This is a genomic window from Mycolicibacterium arcueilense (genome assembly GCF_058536225.1).
Window position 1 is genome coordinate 497318 of record NZ_JBZTYL010000026.1, and the last position, 17233, is coordinate 514550.

The window sequence follows — 17233 nt, forward strand, 5'->3', positions numbered from 1 at the left end:
GTCGTAGGTATCGGTGAAACGACTACTGTTCGTCCAGCACGGTATGCAGTTGATTGCGGTTGGTGATGCCCAGTTTGGGGAACATCTTGTAAAGGTGGGCCGCGACGGTGCGGTGTGAAACGTAGATGCGGTCGGCGATCTCCCGGTTGGTCAGGCCGGCGGCGGCTAATTGAGCGATGTGAAGTTCTTGGGAGGTCAGGCTGGAAACCGGCCCCTGGCGGGGCGTACCGGCAATGGCCACGCCCGCGGCACGCAGCTCGGCGGCGGCCCGGTCGGCGAACGGCGCCGCGCCGGCAGCGTCGAACACGGCCAGCGCCGACGACAGGTGGGTGCGAGCCTCGGTGATCCGGCGTTGTCTACGCAGCCATTGCCCATATGCCAGATGCGTTCGGGCCGTTTCGAGTTCGGCAGCCGCGTCATCGCCAGCGGCCAGAGCGGCCAGGAAATGCTCTTGTGCCTCGGCATCGGTCTGTGCCAGGAGCGCGTGTGCACGATGCGCGAGCATCAATTCCAGGCCTGTTCCTAGCTGTCGGGCTTGATCCTCGATGTCAGCGAGCAGCGGCCGCACCAGGTCGGCACGGTCATTTCCGGCCGCAGCCTCGGCGAGATCGGCGATGGCCCACCGCCGCGAGGTCCGGTGCCCAGTCATCTTCAACAGGTGTCCCAATGCGTCGGCTGGGTCGGCGGTGCAGAGCGCCAGCAGACCCGCCGCCCAGTGCGCATCGTCATGCCACAGGATCGCCGGGTCGGGCGCCAGCAGCCGACGCGCCGTGGCAACCGTCTCGCGGGCCTGATCGAACCGGCCCTGCCATACCTGCACCCGGGCGAGAGTGGCCGCCGCCGAGGCCGCGGTCATCGGCAGGTTGATGTCCTGAGCCAGCCGCAGCGCATTCTCGGCAGCGATTGCCGCGGCCTGGATGCGGCCCTCTCCCAACAGCAGTTGCGCTGCACCGCGTTGACTTTCGCATTCGTCGGCAGCTGACCCTGATTTCCTGGATAAGCTCTGCACGCGGTTCCAGCACTGCAGCGCATGTATGCGGTCGGCGACCGCCTCGGCGGCGAACCCCAGCGCCATCAGCAACAGGGGGTCGTCGGCAACTTCGTCGATCAGCCGGGGCAGGCGTGTGCGCAGGCCCTGACCGGCGCCGGTGTCGTCCACCAACGCCAATGCCATGCGCACCACCGGATCGTCTGCGCCGTCATCGAGGTGGCGAAGGGCCGCAACGACGTCGCGACGGGGTTCCTCGGCGAGGCCGTGCAGGCGGCACTCGATGGCTGCAGCCCACAGCAACCGACGCTGTTCGATGTCGCCGTCACTGAACTTGCCGGCGAGCGCGACGAGTTCGGTGGCCGACTGGCCCGGTATCGCGGCGGTGACGTTGAGGACGAATCGGGTGAGCACCAATTGCCCTGTGCTGCAATGCTGGTCACCCAGACTCTCGGCTTCGCCGAGAATGCTGATGGACTCGGCGGTCAGCCCGGAGCTACGGGCGATCTCGGCAGCTTCGGCCAACCGCCGCACCCGGGCGGCGGGATCGGGGGACAATACGGCTGCCCGGCGCAGGGCGGCGGCGGATTCGGCGCCTGCACCGCGCGCATGGGCCTGGCGGGCGGCGGCTTCGAGGTCCGTGGCCACCTGCTCGTCGGTGCCGAAGGTGGCTTCGGCGCGGTGCCAGGCTGCACGGACCGGGTCGACCGTCGCATCGGCGAGTGCCCGGTGAACGACGGTCCTCGCGGCCAGTGGGGCCGAGCCATAGACCGTCGACCGAATCAGCGGATGGCGCATGTGGAGCCGGCCGCCGCTCGCTGTGATCAGACCCGCCCGCTCCAGCGGGGCCAGTTCATCGGTGAGTGCCAGGCCGAGAAGATCGGTTGCGACGTCGATGTCACGCAGCTGCCCATCACTGGACGCGATCAGTAACAGCAGCAGGCGACTGTTGTCGGTCAGCCCGTCGAGCTGGGACAGGAAGGCCCGTTCGACCCGGCGGGTGGTGGGCAGCGGCTCACCGGAGAAAACCGCGCTGTTGCCGCGCTCGTCGACGGCGCCGGACAGCTCGATGACTGCCAGCGGGTTGCCACCCGCCTGGTCGAGCACCCGCTGCTGCAGCAAGGTGTCCGCGTGCTGTGCGGTGGTGTTCAACAGTTGTCGGGCGTGTTCGGGAGCCAGTGGGCCCAGTGACAATCGAGGTAGACCGTCCAGATACGGTGCGGCGCCGTCGAGTCCCGTGCGTTCGGCACACAACATCATCAGCGGTGCGTTACCGAGTCGGCGCGCGACGAACGCCAGAACCTCCAGTGAGGATTGGTCCAGCCACTGCACGTCATCGATGATCAGGATGATTCGGCGTCGGCTGGCGGCTTCTTCGAGGAGACCGAGCACCGCGAGACTGACCAGCAACCGGTCCGGTGTCGGACCGTCGTCCAGCCCGAAGGCGGTCAGCAGGGCCGTGCGTTGGCGGGGTGGCAGTGCTGCGGTGTGGTCGAGCACCGGGTGGATGAGTTCGTGGACGCCGGCGAAGCCCACCTCGCTCTGGCTTTGCAGGCCCGAACAGCCAAGTCTGCGGTAGCCGTTGGCCACCGCCCAGTCGGCGATCGCCGATAGCAACGTGGACTTGCCGATGCCGGCCTCACCATCGACGACCAGCGCTGTGCCGGTGGTGGAGATCGTGGCGAGCGTGTCGGTGACGCTGGCCAACTCGGCTGACCGACCGATTATCACCCTCGCCAAGTTAGCAGGCTGAATTGGCATTGCCAACCCAGGTAGAGTGTGAGGATGCGCACCGACCCGTGGTCCGACGACGCCTGCCCGATCGCCCGCACCATGGCGGTGCTGGGGCAGCGGTGGGCCATCCTGATCATCCGTGAGGCATTGCTGGGCCGGTCCCGGTTCTCCGAGTTCCGGGAACGGCTGGGGGTGGCCTCCGATGTGCTGAGCGCGCGACTGGCCGAGCTGGTGGACGCCGGCATCCTGGCGGTCGAGGATTACCGGGAGCCCGGCGAGCGAACGCGCAGTCGCTACGTGCTCACCGACGCCGGGCATGATCTGGTGCCGGTGCTCGCCGCGATGGGGCAGTGGGGTCACAAACACCGGGCCACCACCAAACGCCGCAGCTACCGGTTCATCGAGAAATCCACCGGTGAGCATGCACTGGTGGTATTCCGGCGGCGTGACGGCGTCGGCGTAACCACCCGGGACGTCACCCTCATCGACACGCTCAACTCCGGATGAAGTCCAGCAGGTCGCGACCCAACTGCTGCTGATAGTCACCGTGAATCCCGTGCGAGGCACCCGGATACACGCGTAGGGTGCCGTACCGCACCAGCTCGATCGCCTTCGACGCTGCATCGTGGATCGGGACGATCTGATCATCGTCACCGTGGGCAATCAGGATCGGCACATCGAGGGCTCGAAGGTCCTCGGCCAGGTCGGTCTCCGAGAACGCTTTGACACAGTCGTACGCCGATGCCAGCCCTGCCTGCATGCCCTGCAGCCAGAAATGGTCGATCAATCCCTGTGAGACAGCGGCACCGTCCCGGTTGAAACCGTAGAACGCCACCGCGAGTTCCCGCCAATACGCGGACCGGTCGGCCAGGACCCGGGCCCGGATGTCGTCGAACACCGACAGCGGTGTGCCCTCAGGGTTTTCCGCTGATGCCAGCATCACCGGTGGTACCGCGCCGACAGTGATCACCTTGCGCACCCGGCCAGTGCGGTGGCGCGCTGCGTACCGCACCACCTCGCCACCTCCGGTGGAGTGCCCCACCACGACGACATCGGACAATCCGAGTCCGTCGATCAGAGCCGCCAGGTCTGCGGCGTAGGTGTCCATGTCGTTGCCCGACCACGTCTGCTCGGACCGGCCATGCCCCCGCCGGTCATGAGCGATGGCACGGAAACCGTTGTCGGCAAGCAGTTTCAGCTCCACATCCCAGGCGTCGGCACTGAGCGGCCAGCCATGACTGAAGACCACCGCCGGCCCGCTGCCCCAGTCCTTGTAGTACAGCTGCGCCCCGTCGGAGCCCTCCATATACGGCATGGCTGCAAGTCTGACCTCAAGCACCCGATTGGGTCATCCGTCAAACGACCATCGCCAGGTGCTACCGCGTCCTCTCGGCTGCGTGGTCAATTGACGGATACCCACGGAGGGTCGAAGGTCCCGAGGCTGGTGTCATCGACAACGGCAGGGAGATTCCAGATGACGGACGTCGTCACCGCGGTGGGCGCCGCACACGCACTCAACCTCGACATCGAGGTCGACGGCGAACGGTTCGCATATCGGCGCGTCGGTAACCCATCAGCCACGGTGCCCCCATTGGTGCTCCTCCAGCATTTCCGCGGCAACCTCGACTACTGGGACCCGGCACTGCTCGACGTTCTGGCCGCCGACCGTGAGGTGATCACCGTCGACCTGCGCGGTGTCGGTGGCTCCACCGGGACCACCCCCGACAACGTCACGGATATGGCGCGCGACGCCCTGAAGTTCATCGATGCGCTGGGCATCGCCACGGTGGACCTGCTGGGCTTCTCACTCGGTGGCCACATCGCCCAGGAGATCGCCCTGGTGCGCCCGCGGTTGCCGCGCCGACTGGTGCTCGCGGGCACCGCGCCGCAGGGTGCCCCCGATCTGCACCGCTGGTCCGAGGACGTCTACACATACGCCTGCGCCGACGAGATCACCGCCGAGGGATTCATCGCGCTGTTCTTCTCCGGCTCCGACCAGAGCGTCCAACGAGGCCGGGAGTACCTGGCCCGCACCCATGCCCGCGACACCGACCGTGACCCTGAAACCAGTCTGGCCTGCCGTGATGCGCAGTACCAGGCCCTGATGACCTGGGGTATCCCGGAATCGTCAAAACTGGAGCGGCTTTCGGCCATCACCCAGCCGACGCTGGTCGCCGACGGCGACAACGACACCATGATGTCCACCAAGAACAGCTACCTGCTGGCGGAGAAGATCCGCGGCGCCCAGCTGCGGATCTACCCCGACGCAGGCCACGGATTCCTCGACCAGTACCCGGCCGAGTTCGGCCAGCACATCCGCCAATTCCTCGGCCGTTAAGGAGAACTCATGACCGACCTGCTCACCACTGTCCTGAACACCTACGGCGGAGTCGACCGCTGGCGCGAACTGACCTCGGTCACCGCACACAAGCGGTTCGGCGGCGCCATCTGGGACATCAAGGCCGTCCCCGGGATCGTCGACGACGGTGAGATCACCGTCTGGATCAAAGACCAACGCACTTCGCTGGGGCCCTTCACCGCGCCGGATCTGAAGACCGCCTACACCCCGCAGCGGGTGGGTATCGAGAAAACAGACGGGGACGTGGTGGAGGTACTCGACGACCCGCGCGCGTCATTTTCCGGACACACCCTCGAAACGCCTTGGACCACATTGCAGTTGGCGTACTTCACCGGGTATGCCATGTGGACCTACACCGCCGAACCGTTCAACCTCACCTTCCCCGGAGTGCGTGCCGAAGAAGGTGAACCCTGGACCGAGGACGGGCAGCGGTGGCGCACGCTGCACGTCGACTATCCCGACACCATCGCCACCCACAGCCCGCACCAGATCCTCTACGTCGATGCCGACGGATTGATCCGGCGACGCGACTACCAGGTCGACATTGCCGGGGGATCCCCGGGCGCGCACTACATCTCGGATTTCGATGAGATCGACGGTCTGGTGATCCCACGTACCCGGATGATCTACGTCCGCGACGCCGACAACCACCCGGTCCCAGAGCAACTCGTGGTGTCCATCGAACTGACTGACCTCACCTTGGGCTGAGGGCTGACATGTTCACGCGCCTCATCGCACTGAAACTCCGCGGCAACGGATCGTCCGGGTCACCATCGCCGACGGCTCCATCACACCGATCGTCACCGGGCTGGCCACCTTCCCGGACGGCATCGTGGTGGACACCGACCGGCGCCACATCTACTGGACGAACATGGGCGCTCCGGGCCTGCCCGCCGACCACCCGCTGCAGGGGGAGGGCGATCTCGACTTCTGGCTGCGACGGCGGCGGTGTGCTCGATCAACCGCGTCGTCAGAATCCTGCGGCTCCTGCTCGGCGCCGCGGTGGAAAGCCACGGTGGTGATGGTCATTTGACGGATACCGCACCAGACCGCCCGATGTGAACGTCGAATGAGATTCCAACCAGAAGGGAACCACGATGCCATACCTGTCCGATCAGGCCGACGACCGTTTCGTCGGTGGGCCTGAGGGGGAACGCTTCCACTACCGCCGCTTCGGTAGGCCCGGGACGGTTCCGCTCGTGCTGTGCATGAGGCTGCGCGGCACGATCGACCACTGGGATCCGAAGTTGCTCGATGAACTGGCCGCCGAACGTGAGGTCATCGTGTTCGACAACCGGGGGACCAGCGCATCCAGTGGACCCGCGCCCACCACTATCGACGGCCTCGCCGACGGCGGGATCGCGTTCATCCGCGCGTTGGGCCTGCCCCAGGTCGACGTGCTCGGCTGGTCGCTGGGTGGGATTGTCGCGCAGGGCATCGCATTGCGGGCCCCGGAGCTGGTGCGCCGCTTGATTGTTGCGGGCAGCACCCCGGCCGGGGTGCCCGAGCAGCCGGCGCCCGGGCCTCGGGTCGGCGAAATCCTCGGTCACGCGGTCAACGATGACGAGGACTACTTGTATCTCTTCTTTCCGGAGACCGACGAGGGTCGGTCGGCGGGTATGGTGTCGTTGCGTCGTTTGGACACTCGGCTCGGGCACTCGCATGCTGCGGTCCAGCCGGACACCTACCGCGCGCAGCTTGGCGCCATCGCCGCATTTGGCGGGTACTATGACCAGCTCGCCGAGCTGAAGCTGCCGGTGCTGGTGGCCAACGGTGCGCACGATGTGATGATCAATTCCTATGCCAGCTACGCGATGTCGCAGCGGCTGCCCGATGCCAAGGTGTTGCTCTACAGTGATGCCGGACATGGATTCCTGTTCCAGCACATCACCGATTTCGCCCAGGACATCAACCGGTTCCTGGGCTGAGCGTCACGAAAGCCATCAGTCAAAACGAACTCGGTGGACTGAGGTACTGCACGACGTCGACGTCGACGTCGACTGCGCCGAACCGGGTCTGGGCCAGTTCCGGCAAGGTGGTGCTCACCCCCTGACGCCGAGCAGACGCGCGGGTACCCGATTCCGCGCGCTCCGGGGTACCGGCACGTCTGCTCGCCAAGGAAACGCGATCAGAACCGGCCGCCACCGCCGCTGTAGCTGCGGCCCGAAGAATGTGACGAGCCACCGTAGGACGTCGGGCGCCCCATGCCGCGGCCGCCCCCGTACCCTCCGCCGAAGCCGCCACCGAAGCCGCCGCCACCGCCGCGCAGGATGTTGCCGATGAGGATGCCGCCGAGCACGGCGCCCATGTCAGAACCGCCGCCCCCGCCGTACTGCGAGGTGTAGGACCGTTGTGCGGCCCGCACGTCGTCGTTGGCCAGGCCCTGAGCCTGTGCAGCCAGCGTCGACGCCCCGTTGGCATGCGCCACCGCCTCGTTGGCATTCTCGATGCGCTTGGCTTCGGCGGCCTGAAGTTGCCGTTGCGCCTCGGCCAGTCGGGTGCGCGCCTCCGGTCCGACGCTGCCGCGCCGGGTTTCGATGAAGTCCGACACCGCCTTGATCCGTGACTGGGCGGTGAACAGCGCCTGCTCCAGCGCGCGGGCCAGCCGCTCGGCGGCTTCCTGTTGTTCGTGCACTCCGGCCAGCAGCTGATCGAGTTCGGCGTCGGCCTTGGTCAGCCGGGTAAAGGTGCCCAGCGGGTCGGCCTTGCCGCTGGCTGTCGCGTCATCGGCTGCTTTCTTCGCTGCGTCACGTGCCGCACTCAGTTTGTCGGCCTGCGGCGTACCGGACTGCCCCAGAAGCGAATTCGCCTGGTCGATTCCGGCTTGAATATCCGTGATCGCCGCGGGAAGACCGGCCAGGGCCCGGTTGATGTCGGAGGCCGCGCTGTCCACGGCGTCGAGCAGGGTCCGGGTCTGATCGAGGGCTGACTCGGCCGAGCGCACCGCGTCCACCAGCTCGGTCTGATCGGTGGCCGGCCGGGATACCAGGTTGCGGGCCGTGGTGATGTTGCGGTCGGCGAACGCCAGGCGTTCCTTGGCGGTGTCCACATTGGTCGACACCGAACTCAGTGCGGTGGAATCGAATTGGGTGTGGAGATTGTCCAGTTTCTGGCTGGACGGCTCGATGCGGGCGGTCAGGTCGACCATCTGCTGGGTCATGGCGTCCAGCCGCGTCGGGGCGTTGATCACCAGATCGCGCAGCTGCTCGAAGGCCTGGCTCTGGGCATCCAGTTCGCGGTCGGCCCTGGCCGCCGACACCACGACCTTGGTCAGCAGATCTCGTTGTTGCAGTGGGGTCTCGGGGACGTCGTCATCGAGCGTCTGGCGCACGTTGAAGGCCTGGGCCAGAGCCTTTTTCGCATTCTCCAGGGCCGCGCTGAACGGCTCGGTGCGCTTGGCGCCGAACTCCTCGACGGCCAGTTCGAGCTCGGCCTCACTGGTGCGCACGGCATTGTCGACGTCGACGACGATCGAGCGGGACAGCTCGTCGAGCGCCTCCAGTGGCACCGACGCCAACGCGTCGGGGTCGGTCGGATCGACCCGCTTGGCGGCCTCGAACTCGGCGTGGCGGCGCTTGGCCCGGCGCCGGCGCGACCACCACCACAGCAACCCGGCCAGCACCACTATCACGCCCAGGGCGATCAGCATGCCCGGCCACGAGATGCCGGGCGCGGCAGGGGATGCGGCGGAGGATTCGGGTGCGGAATTCAGCCCGTTGGCCGCAGCGATGGCCGCGCCCGCCCAATCCTCACGGCGCAGGGCCGGGGTGATGCTGTCGCGCCGGATGTCGTTGGCACGCGCCGCGCCGGTCACCGTGGAGGGCACCCGGAAGGCGAAGGCCCGGTCTACCGTGGCGACCGCGAGCAGTGCGTCGTCGTCACCGAAATCGCTCAGCCGCATGGTGTTCGTGGCCCAGTCGTCCTGGCCCTGACCAGAGAAATCCTCGACGAAGATCACCCATAACTTGATGTGGCGATCGTCGTAGAGCCTGTCGATCGCGCGCTGCACATTGCCACGCTGGGCCGCCGACAACGCCCCGGCGTTGTCGGTGAGTTGGGTGGCCAACCGCGACGGCGGCTCGGCTGCGGCGCTGGGGGCAACCAGCAGGCCGGTCATCAGGATCGCGAGCAGCATGGACGGCAGACGGGCGATACGCATGACCGTCAATCTAGTGCGCCGCGGGGTTGGCGCGTCGGTTCCTGGCAGACTGTGCGTCGGTGAACGGGGATACGCAGGCCTGGTATGACGACTTCGACCGGCAACGTCTGGTGGTCGAGTCGGCCAAGGGTGCCGCGCTGCCCGGGACCGACACCGAGCACCGCACTGACTTCGCCCGTGATCGGGCCCGCGTGTTGCACAGTGCGGCGCTGCGGCGGCTGGCCGACAAGACCCAGGTCGTCGGGCCACGCCATGGCGATACCCCGCGCACCCGGCTCACCCACTCACTCGAGGTGGCCCAGATCGGACGCGGCATGGCGATCGGGTTGGGCTGTGATCCGGACCTGGTGGACCTGGCCGGGTTGGCCCACGACATCGGGCACCCGCCGTACGGGCACAACGGCGAGCGCGCGCTCGACGAGATCGCGAAACCTTTCGGCGGGTTCGAGGGCAATGCCCAGAACTTCCGGATCCTCACCCGGTTGGAGCCCAAAGTTCTTGATGCCGAGGGGCGTTCGGCCGGGCTCAACCTGACGAGGGCCGCGCTGGACGCGGTGGCGAAGTATCCGTGGCCAAGCTTCGGTACCCGTAAGAAATACGGCTTCTACGACGACGACGCAGAGGCCGCCGAGTGGGTACGCGCCGGCGCGCCCGCCGAGCGGCCGTGCCTGGAGGCCCAGGTGATGGACTGGGCCGACGACGTCGCCTATTCCGTGCACGACGTCGAGGACGGCGTGATCTCCGGGCGCATCGACCTGCGGGTGCTCGGCGATCCCGATGCGGCCTCTTCGCTGGCGGACCTGGGTGCCAAGAACTTCCCCAGCGTCACCCACGACGATCTGCTGGCCGCCGCTGAGCGGTTGTCGCAGGTTCCGGTGGTGGCCGCGGTGGGGAAGTACGACGGAACCCTTGCTTCGTCAGTCGCGCTGAAGACCCTGACCAGTGAACTCGTCGGGCGCTTCGCCAACGCGGCGATCACGCAGACCCGGGCGGTTGCCGGGGCGGGACCGCTACGTCGGTTCGATGCGGACCTGACCGTCCCGCCGCTGGTCCGCGCCGAGGTGGTGCTGCTCAAGATGCTGGCGCTGCAGTTCATCATGTCCGATCACCGGCACCTGCAGATCCAGGCCGATCAGCGCACGCTCATCCACGAAGTGGCCCTCGCATTGTGGGCGCAGGCGCCGGGCAGTCTGGACCCGCAGTTCGCGCCCGAGTTCGACCTCGCGGCCGACGACGGCGCCCGGCTGCGCGTGGTGGTCGACCAGATTGCGTCCTACACCGAGAGCCGGCTGGAGCGAGTGCACGAGGCACGCTCGCCCAGGCCGATGTCCGACTAGGTTCTCAACCGGCGCAGCACCAGATCGGGGTACGCCCACAGCAACGCGCCGCCCACACCGTCGACGACGGTTCGACTGGCTCCGGGTATCCGGCCGGCCAGGGTGATGCCGAGATCGGGGGAGTGCACGGTGTCGTCGCTGCCGAACAACAACTGCACATCGGTGGCGGGAGTCAGCAGATGCGCCGGCCACGGTGTAGTCGCCAGCACGGTGTCGCGGGCGTATCCGGCCGGCCCCTGGGCGAATCCGTCGACAAGGGCCGCCCGCAACATGGTGCGAAAGCCGGGATCGTCGTAGACGACGCGGTCGGATACCGGATAGTCGGTCATGATCATGTCGAAGAGTGCGGTAGCGGTGTAGCCGGAGAGATCGTGCTCGGCGCCGTCCGGATCGGCGGCGATCGCCGTCACGAATTCGCGGTGTGGCGGGGTCAACAGCGCGGTCACCGGCGGATAGCCGAGATCATCGATCGGCGATACCAGCACCAGTCCGTCGATCCGCCCGGTCTCGGCCAGGGCGAGCGCGAACGGTGCGCCCTGAGAGTTGGCGACAACCGGCACCGGGACGCCCGCGACGGTATCGATCACCGCGGCCAAGTCCGCGGCGACACTGTCGAAAGTCTTGTCCGGGTCGGGACCAGACGCACCGATCCCGGGCCGGTCCACCGAGATCAACCGCACGTGGTGGTTCTCCAGGTGCTGTTCGCCGAACCTCATCAGCCGGCCGCATCCTGCACCGGCGATGAACAGCACCGGCATCCCGGAGTCGGGCCCGTAGGCGGTGAAGGCGACCCGGCGGTCGTCGCGTTCGATCCAGTCGGGTGGGAGTTTTGTCACCGCAGTTCACATCCTTCCCCAGGTGGCGGCGAACCCGGTCAACGCCGCCTCCGGGCACGCATAGACTAGGCCGGTGGCCGGCCGGATTTCAGATCGCGATATCGCGGCCATCCGTGAAAAGGTCCGCATCGAGGATGTCGTCGGTGATTACGTCCAGTTGAGGCGGGCCGGGGCCGACTCGATGAAGGGTCTGTGCCCGTTCCACGACGAGAAGTCGCCGTCGTTCCACGTGCGGCCGAACCACGGTCACTTCCATTGCTTCGGTTGCGGCGAGGGCGGCGACGTCTACGCCTTCATCCAGAAGATCGAGCACGTCACGTTCGTCGAGGCGGTCGAGTTGTTGGCCGACAAGGTCGGCTACACCGTCACCTACACCGGCTCGTCGACGACCAATGTCCAGCGGGACCGGGGCAGCCGCAGCCGGTTGCTGGCCGCCAATGCCGCCGCCCAGGAGTTCTACGCCGAGGCACTGGCCTCGGATGAGGCCGCCGAGGCGCGGAAATACCTGACCGAGCGCAACTTCGACGCCGCCGCGGCCGCCCAGTTCGGGTGCGGGTTCGCGCCGTCGGGGTGGGACAAGCTGACAAAGCATTTGCTGCGTTCGGGTTTCGAGTTCAAGGAGTTGGAGGCGGCCGGGCTGAGCCGGGAGGGCAAGCGTGGGCCGATGGACCGGTTCCATCGACGGCTGCTGTGGCCGATCCGGGTGTCCTCGGGCGAGACCATCGGCTTCGGCGCGCGTCGGTTGTTCGACGACGATCAGAACCAGGCCAAGTACGTCAACACCCCCGAGACGGTGCTCTACAAGAAGTCGCAGGTGCTGTTCGGACTGGACCGCGCCAAGCGCGACATCGCCAAGGGGCACCAGGCCGTGGTGGTCGAGGGCTACACCGATGTGATGGCCATGCACCAGGCTGGGGTGACCACCGCGGTGGCCTCATGCGGCACCGCGTTCGGTGAGCAGCACCTGTCGATGCTGCGCCGGCTGATGATGGACGACAACTTCTTCCGCGGCGAGTTGATCTACGTGTTCGACGGTGACGCCGCGGGCCAGGCCGCCGCGGTGAAAGCCTTCGAGGGCGAGCAGAACCTGTCCGGTCAGTCGTTCGTGGCGGTGGCTCCCGACGGGATGGATCCGTGCGATCTTCGGCTGCGCTCCGGCGACGGCGCGGTGCGCGATCTGGTGGCACGGCGAACTCCGTTGTTCGAGTTCGTGATTCGCAGCGCACTGGCCGAGCATGACCTCGACAGTGCCGAGGGCCGGGTGGCCGCGCTGCGGCGCTGCGTGCCGATCGCAGCCCGGATCAAGGATCAGACACTGCGCGACGAGTACGCCAGGCAGCTGGCCGGCTGGGTCGGCTGGGACAACGTCGCCCAGGTGATCGGCCGGGTGCGGGAGGACGCCAGCGGTGGCCGCAAGGATTCGCGGCGCCAGCCGGCGCGGCAACAGGCCAAACCTGCGGCGGCTCCCGTGTCGCGCCCCAATCCGGCCGATCCGACGCTGTGGCCGCAGCGCGAGGCCCTCAAGGCTGCCCTGCAGTATCCGGCGATCGCCGGGCCGGTGTTCGACTCGCTGACCGTCGAGAGCTTCACCCATCCGGGGTACGCCGCGGTGCGTTCGGCGATCGAGTCGGCCGGCGGCATGGCGTCGGGCAAATCTGGGGCCCAGTGGATCGAGGCCGCGCGTGAGCAGACCACATCTCCGGCGGCAGCCAGCCTGGTCAACGAACTGGGCGTCGAGGCCATCAACGTCGAGGACGACGAGCACCTGCCGCGCTACATCAGCAGCGTGCTGGCCCGCCTGCAGGAAGTCTGGGTGGGCCGCCAGATCGCCGAGGTGAAGTCCAAACTGCAGCGCATGTCGCCGGTGGAGCAGGGAGACGAATATCACGCCCTGTTCGGTGACCTGGTGGCCATGGAGTCCTACCGGCGCAGCCTGCTCGAGCAGGCCAGTGGCGACGACCTGACTGCGTGATCAGACACATCGCGATAGGGTAAGGCGCAGTCGGGCATCTTCAGGCGAGAGAGGCAGACCTGGTGACACTGTTCAGCACGCGGACGCGACGGTTGGTCGCAGTTGGCGCATTTGCGCTGGCCACGGGGGCCGCAGCGGCGGCCCCGGCGTTCGTCGCGACATCCACATCCGGTTCCGAGGTCACGGCCCAGCCGGCCTGCCTGGCCTGGTTCGGCAACAAAGAGGACGGCAAGTGCCTGTCGTACTCCAATGGCATGCCCGCCAACATCGGCACGCCGTGGGTCGGCGCCGGCGGCAATGGCGGATTCGTCACTGGGCCGCTGCTGCCCGGAACGTCGATCAATCAGGGGATCGGCTAGCCCCTACCAGCTACTTTTCTTGCCGAACCGTCGGTGCTCTCCTTCGTGGCGAGCACCGACGTTTCTGCGTCTATAGGGGTCAGGGTGAGGAACTGCGGATCCGGAGACACCTGCTTGGCGATCTTGCGTCGTCCGGCGTCGATCACCGCCTTGGTGGCCGGATTGGCCGTCACCGCGCGGTAGGTGCTGGCGATCTGCTCATAGCGACGTCGCCCGGCCTTGGCGCCCAGCACGTAGCCGACGGCGATCACGGCGGCATAGCGGATCACTGAATACCTCCCAAAGCGACGGACCTCCCAATGCGGCGTGCCCCCAGAGAACCAACATCTGTGCTCCATCCTGCCTCACCGCCGCCGCGGCGCGCCCGTCTGGGAGCGAGTTGGCGGCAGCGGCGGTCCGTACGCTAGAGTCAACGCTCGGCCGCGGAGCTTCCGCGGAAGGTAGTCCCCTGTAGCTCAATTGGCAGAGCTCCCGACTGTTAATCGGGCGGTTATTGGTTCGAGTCCAATCGGGGGAGCAAGTTCTCCAAACCCCAGTCCTAGGACTGGGGCCGGGCCTGGGCCTGACGGGCCGCCTGGGTAAGCGCCTCCACCAGCGGATTGGACGCCGACGCGAGAGCTTTCCGCTCCTCTTCGGACAGTTGGTAGAACGTCCACACGCCCCAAGCCGCCGGCCGCACGTACACCGTCACCTGTTGCCGGTTGTTGGCCAACACGGCCGGAACGGGGACCGCACGATCGAGGGTGGCTGCGCTGGACATCTCCTCGGCGAGTTGTTGGACGTTGACTGATTCCTGCAGTTGGTAGAGGACGGCCTTGTTGGCAGGGCCTTCCATGGCGAGGAACCAAGCCATCTGTGTCTCCTTGGGTAATGGTCGTGAGCGGTGGTCCGCCGTCGGATCGCCGGTCGGATCGCAAACAGTGTCACCTATCGACGCGCCGTCGTCAGCCCACTCGCTCAGCCGGGTTGATTCGCTACCCTCGGGGTGTGTACCCACGGCTGATCGCCATCGTCGCCTTCATCGGTCTCCTCGCGGTTGGTTGCGGCTGGAAACCGTCATCCGCGCCGCCTCCGAAGCCCGATACCTGCGCACCGACCGACGGCCCGAGCGCCGACGCGGTCACTGATCAGATCGCCAAACTTCCGGCCCCTGAAGCGGGCAGGCAGTGGACGCAGATCGGCTCCGGCCACACGAGCAATTGCCGGCTGTACTGGGTCCAGGTGGGTCAGACCAACCCCGAGCCCAACAGCACCGGGCAACTGCTGTTCTTCGACCGGCAGACCCCGCTCGGCACGGCCACCCCGGAACCCCGGCCCTACATCAACGTGGTCACCAATGCCGATGACACGGTGGTGGTGAACTACCAGTGGCAGCAGGGCCATGATTCGCCCACCGCGCCGACCGGCATCGCCACCGTGCGGTTCCGGATCGGGGACGACGGCAAACTGGTTGCCGTCGACCCGATTCCGAAGCCCTGAGGCGCCTCAGCCGTTGATCAGCTCGGCGGGGTCGAGCATCGCCGCGTAACGCAGTTGCTCCGGGATGCCGAACCCGTCGACGAGGATCTCGATGTGCGGGCGCAGTGAGCGGCAGCGTTCGTTGATTCCCCGGGTGACGGCCTTGGCGCGTTCGGTGGACAGGAACCGGTGCTCGATGAACCAGGCCTTGTCGCCCTCGATCACCGACAGCGCGTACAGGTCGCAGACATCTTGGAGAAGCTCGCGCGCGGTGTCGTCCTCGCAGGCGTCGATACCTGCGACGAACGCCTCCAGGATGACCCGGTCGATGTGCGCCTGCGCGGCGTGCAGTACGTGATCCTGCACGGCGTTGAAGGCGTCGAACGCCGACATCTCCTTGGCCTTGCCCTGCAGCCTGCGCGCCACCGAGGCCAGCATGTACTCCTCGCGGTCCTCGAACATCTTGACCTGGGTACCGCGGTTGAACAGGCTGCCTTCCTCCTCGTTGTCCTGGCGGGTGTCGAGGACGGTCTGGATGATGGTCTCGGCGGCCGTGCGTTTGAGTACCCGCTCGCCGGCGTAGTTGGCTGCGAACCGGACCCATTCGACCGGGCTCATGCCCTTGATGTCGTCGGCGTAGGCGGTCAGCAGTTCCTTGGCGACCAACTGCGTGAGCACATGGTTGTCGCCCTCGAAGGTGGTGAACACGTCGGTGTCGGCGCGCAGGGCGATCAGCCGGTTCTCGGCGAGATAGCCTGCACCGCCGCAGGCTTCACGGGCTTCCTGGATGGCGCGGCTGGCATGCCAGGTGTTGGCGGCTTTCAGGCCGGCCGCGCGGGCCTCCAGTTCGCGTTGCTCCTCGGCGTCGGGATCGTCCGAGGTCTGCAGCTCATGGCATTTGGCCACCAGTTCGTTCTGGGCGAACTGCAAGGCGTAGGACTTGGCGATCAGCGGCAACAGCCGGCGCTGGTGCACGAGGTAGTCCATGATGAGGACTTCCTCGGTGCTCTTGGGTGCTTCGAACTGCCTGCGTTCGAGCGCATATCGGGTGGCGATGTCCAGTGCCACCCGCGCTGCCGCGGCGGCGCTGCCGCCGACGGTGACCCGACCTCGGATCAGCGTGCCCAGCATCGTGAAGAACCGCCGGCCCGAGTTCTCGATCGGGGAGGTGTAGGTGCCGTCGGGGGCAACGTCGGCGTAGCGGTTCAGCAGGTTTTCCCGCGGGACCCGTACTTGGTCGAACACGATGCGGCCGTTGTCGACGCCCGGCAGCCCACCCTTGTAATGACAGTCCGACGTGGTCACCCCGGGCAGGTCGTTGCCCTCGTCGTCGCGGATCGGCACCACGAAGCAATGTACGCCGTGGACCTCGCCGTCCGGAGTGATCAACTGCGCGAAAACAGTTGACACACGCGCGGTTTCGGCGGCCCCACCGATGTAGTCCTTGCGGGCGGTGGGCGTGGGGGAGTCGATGACGAATTCCTGGGTCGCCGGATCGTAGGTGGCGGTGGTCTCCAGCGACTGCACGTCGCTGCCGTGGCCGGTTTCGGTCATCGCGAAACAACCCAGCAGGTCCAGGTCGATCAGTGGTCGGACGTAGGCCTTGTGGTGGCGTTCGGTGCCCAGGTTCTCGATGGCGCCGCCGAACAGGCCCCACTGGACTCCGGCCTTGACCATCAGGGAGAGGTCGCTCATGGCCAGCATCTCGATCTGGGTGATGGCGGCGCCGACGTCGCCGTTGCCGCCGTGTTCCTTGCGGAAGCCGTCCTCGGCAGCCCCGGCCGCGGCCATGATCTTGAGTTGCTCGCCCACCTTGGCCCGGGCGATCACCGTGTTGGGGGTGTAGTGCGGTCGGAAGATCTCGTCGGACAACCTGGCTCGCATGGCGTTTTTGACGTCGCGCCAGCGGCCGTCCAGCGCATTTCGCAGATGTTCGGCAGTGGAGGTCATATCCCGACCGTACGTGCGTGGGGGTCAGGGCGTGGCGGTTGGAACGAAGGTAAGCCTTCCTGGACAAGCATCACCCGGGCG

At 66.9% G+C, this 17233-nt stretch carries 16 protein-coding genes and 1 tRNA gene; 10 read left to right on the plus strand and 7 right to left on the minus strand.

The features are described 5' to 3' along the window. Nucleotides 1–22: 22 nt before the first annotated feature. Nucleotides 23–2719 (minus strand): helix-turn-helix transcriptional regulator, encoded by a 2697-nt coding sequence (locus AC4LGL_RS26490; RefSeq protein WP_491841405.1) that lies wholly within the window; start codon nt 2717–2719, stop codon nt 23–25. 54 nt (nt 2720–2773) lie between these two features. Between AC4LGL_RS26490 and AC4LGL_RS26495 the strand changes: the two genes are divergently transcribed. Continuing rightward, nucleotides 2774–3229 carry a winged helix-turn-helix transcriptional regulator gene (locus AC4LGL_RS26495; RefSeq protein WP_029121335.1) on the plus strand — a complete coding sequence of 152 codons (456 nt, stop codon included), beginning with the start codon at nt 2774–2776 and terminating at the stop codon, nt 3227–3229. On the opposite strand, the gene AC4LGL_RS26500 is transcribed toward AC4LGL_RS26495, so the two are convergent. Beyond that, nucleotides 3216–4037 (minus strand): alpha/beta fold hydrolase, encoded by an 822-nt coding sequence (locus AC4LGL_RS26500; RefSeq protein ID WP_029121336.1) that lies wholly within the window; start codon nt 4035–4037, stop codon nt 3216–3218. The two genes, AC4LGL_RS26495 and AC4LGL_RS26500, sit on opposite strands and share 14 nt — an antisense overlap. Before the next feature lie 159 nt (nt 4038–4196). Between AC4LGL_RS26500 and AC4LGL_RS26505 the strand changes: the two genes are divergently transcribed. The 4 genes from AC4LGL_RS26505 (at nt 4197) to AC4LGL_RS26520 (ending at nt 7009) form a co-directional block, all read left to right on the plus strand. Next, complete coding sequence (locus tag AC4LGL_RS26505; RefSeq protein ID WP_055115387.1) at nt 4197–5060, plus strand: alpha/beta fold hydrolase; 864 nt, start codon at nt 4197–4199, stop codon at nt 5058–5060. Nucleotides 5061–5069: 9 nt separating this feature from the next. Beyond that, nucleotides 5070–5789: a hypothetical protein gene (locus AC4LGL_RS26510; protein WP_491841347.1), complete on the plus strand. Its 720-nt coding sequence runs from the start codon at nt 5070–5072 to the stop codon at nt 5787–5789. A gap of 124 nt (nt 5790–5913) precedes the next feature. Continuing rightward, nucleotides 5914–6114: a hypothetical protein gene (locus tag AC4LGL_RS26515; RefSeq protein ID WP_491841348.1), complete on the plus strand. Its 201-nt coding sequence runs from the start codon at nt 5914–5916 to the stop codon at nt 6112–6114. 64 nt (nt 6115–6178) lie between these two features. Beyond that, nucleotides 6179–7009, plus strand: a complete 831-nt coding sequence (locus AC4LGL_RS26520) for an alpha/beta fold hydrolase (protein ID WP_491841349.1) — start codon at nt 6179–6181, stop codon at nt 7007–7009. A 200-nt stretch (nt 7010–7209) separates the two neighbouring features. On the opposite strand, the gene AC4LGL_RS26525 is transcribed toward AC4LGL_RS26520, so the two are convergent. Next, nucleotides 7210–9240 carry a TPM domain-containing protein gene (locus AC4LGL_RS26525; RefSeq protein WP_491841350.1) on the minus strand — a complete coding sequence of 677 codons (2031 nt, stop codon included), beginning with the start codon at nt 9238–9240 and terminating at the stop codon, nt 7210–7212. A 59-nt stretch (nt 9241–9299) separates the two neighbouring features. Here AC4LGL_RS26525 and AC4LGL_RS26530 point away from each other — a divergent pair, with 59 nt between their 5' ends. Beyond that, nucleotides 9300–10577: a deoxyguanosinetriphosphate triphosphohydrolase gene (locus tag AC4LGL_RS26530; protein ID WP_491841351.1), complete on the plus strand. Its 1278-nt coding sequence runs from the start codon at nt 9300–9302 to the stop codon at nt 10575–10577. Here the strand turns inward: AC4LGL_RS26530 and AC4LGL_RS26535 are convergent. After that, complete coding sequence (locus AC4LGL_RS26535; protein ID WP_090431533.1) at nt 10574–11413, minus strand: alpha/beta fold hydrolase; 840 nt, start codon at nt 11411–11413, stop codon at nt 10574–10576. The genes AC4LGL_RS26530 and AC4LGL_RS26535 overlap by 4 nt on opposite strands. 73 nt (nt 11414–11486) lie before the next feature. Here AC4LGL_RS26535 and dnaG point away from each other — a divergent pair, with 73 nt between their 5' ends. Then, nucleotides 11487–13385, plus strand: coding sequence for a DNA primase (gene dnaG, locus AC4LGL_RS26540; RefSeq protein ID WP_491841352.1), 1899 nt, complete (start codon nt 11487–11489; stop codon nt 13383–13385). Nucleotides 13386–13447: 62 nt separating this feature from the next. After that, entirely contained in the window at nt 13448–13744 is a 297-nt protein-coding gene (locus tag AC4LGL_RS26545; RefSeq protein WP_088304415.1) for a DUF7155 family protein, read from the plus strand. On the opposite strand, the gene AC4LGL_RS26550 is transcribed toward AC4LGL_RS26545, so the two are convergent. Further along, nucleotides 13741–14013: a hypothetical protein gene (locus AC4LGL_RS26550; RefSeq protein WP_064877924.1), complete on the minus strand. Its 273-nt coding sequence runs from the start codon at nt 14011–14013 to the stop codon at nt 13741–13743. The genes AC4LGL_RS26545 and AC4LGL_RS26550 overlap by 4 nt on opposite strands. A 175-nt stretch (nt 14014–14188) precedes the next feature. On the opposite strand from AC4LGL_RS26550, the gene AC4LGL_RS26555 reads away from it, so the two are divergent. Continuing rightward, nucleotides 14189–14261: transfer RNA gene (locus AC4LGL_RS26555), tRNA-Asn, on the plus strand. A 21-nt stretch (nt 14262–14282) separates the two neighbouring features. Here AC4LGL_RS26555 and AC4LGL_RS26560 read toward each other — a convergent pair. Then, a complete protein-coding gene (locus tag AC4LGL_RS26560; protein WP_039323062.1) occupies nt 14283–14597 on the minus strand; it encodes a hypothetical protein in 315 nt (104 codons plus the stop codon). Between the two features lie 134 nt (nt 14598–14731). On the opposite strand from AC4LGL_RS26560, the gene AC4LGL_RS26565 reads away from it, so the two are divergent. Further along, nucleotides 14732–15223 carry an LppP/LprE family lipoprotein gene (locus tag AC4LGL_RS26565; RefSeq protein WP_491841353.1) on the plus strand — a complete coding sequence of 164 codons (492 nt, stop codon included), beginning with the start codon at nt 14732–14734 and terminating at the stop codon, nt 15221–15223. Between the two features lie 6 nt (nt 15224–15229). On the opposite strand, the gene AC4LGL_RS26570 is transcribed toward AC4LGL_RS26565, so the two are convergent. Next, on the minus strand, nt 15230–17152 hold the full coding sequence (locus tag AC4LGL_RS26570; protein ID WP_491841354.1) for an acyl-CoA dehydrogenase family protein: 1923 nt from the start codon (nt 17150–17152) through the stop codon (nt 15230–15232). Between the last annotated feature and the right edge of the window lie 81 nt (nt 17153–17233).

What these genes read in the sequence shown, in the direction of transcription:
- AC4LGL_RS26560 (WP_039323062.1), bottom strand. Translation starts at nt 14,597, where the DNA reads ATGGCTTGGTTCCTCGCCATGGAAGGCCCTGCCAACAAGGCCGTCCTC.
- AC4LGL_RS26570 (WP_491841354.1), bottom strand. Translation starts at nt 17,152, where the DNA reads ATGACCTCCACTGCCGAACATCTGCGAAATGCGCTGGACGGCCGCTGG.
- AC4LGL_RS26525 (WP_491841350.1), bottom strand. Translation starts at nt 9,240, where the DNA reads ATGCGTATCGCCCGTCTGCCGTCCATGCTGCTCGCGATCCTGATGACC.
- AC4LGL_RS26495 (WP_029121335.1), top strand. Translation starts at nt 2,774, where the DNA reads ATGCGCACCGACCCGTGGTCCGACGACGCCTGCCCGATCGCCCGCACC.
- AC4LGL_RS26520 (WP_491841349.1), top strand. Translation starts at nt 6,179, where the DNA reads ATGCCATACCTGTCCGATCAGGCCGACGACCGTTTCGTCGGTGGGCCT.
- AC4LGL_RS26500 (WP_029121336.1), bottom strand. Translation starts at nt 4,037, where the DNA reads ATGCCGTATATGGAGGGCTCCGACGGGGCGCAGCTGTACTACAAGGAC.
- AC4LGL_RS26510 (WP_491841347.1), top strand. Translation starts at nt 5,070, where the DNA reads ATGACCGACCTGCTCACCACTGTCCTGAACACCTACGGCGGAGTCGAC.
- AC4LGL_RS26505 (WP_055115387.1), top strand. Translation starts at nt 4,197, where the DNA reads ATGACGGACGTCGTCACCGCGGTGGGCGCCGCACACGCACTCAACCTC.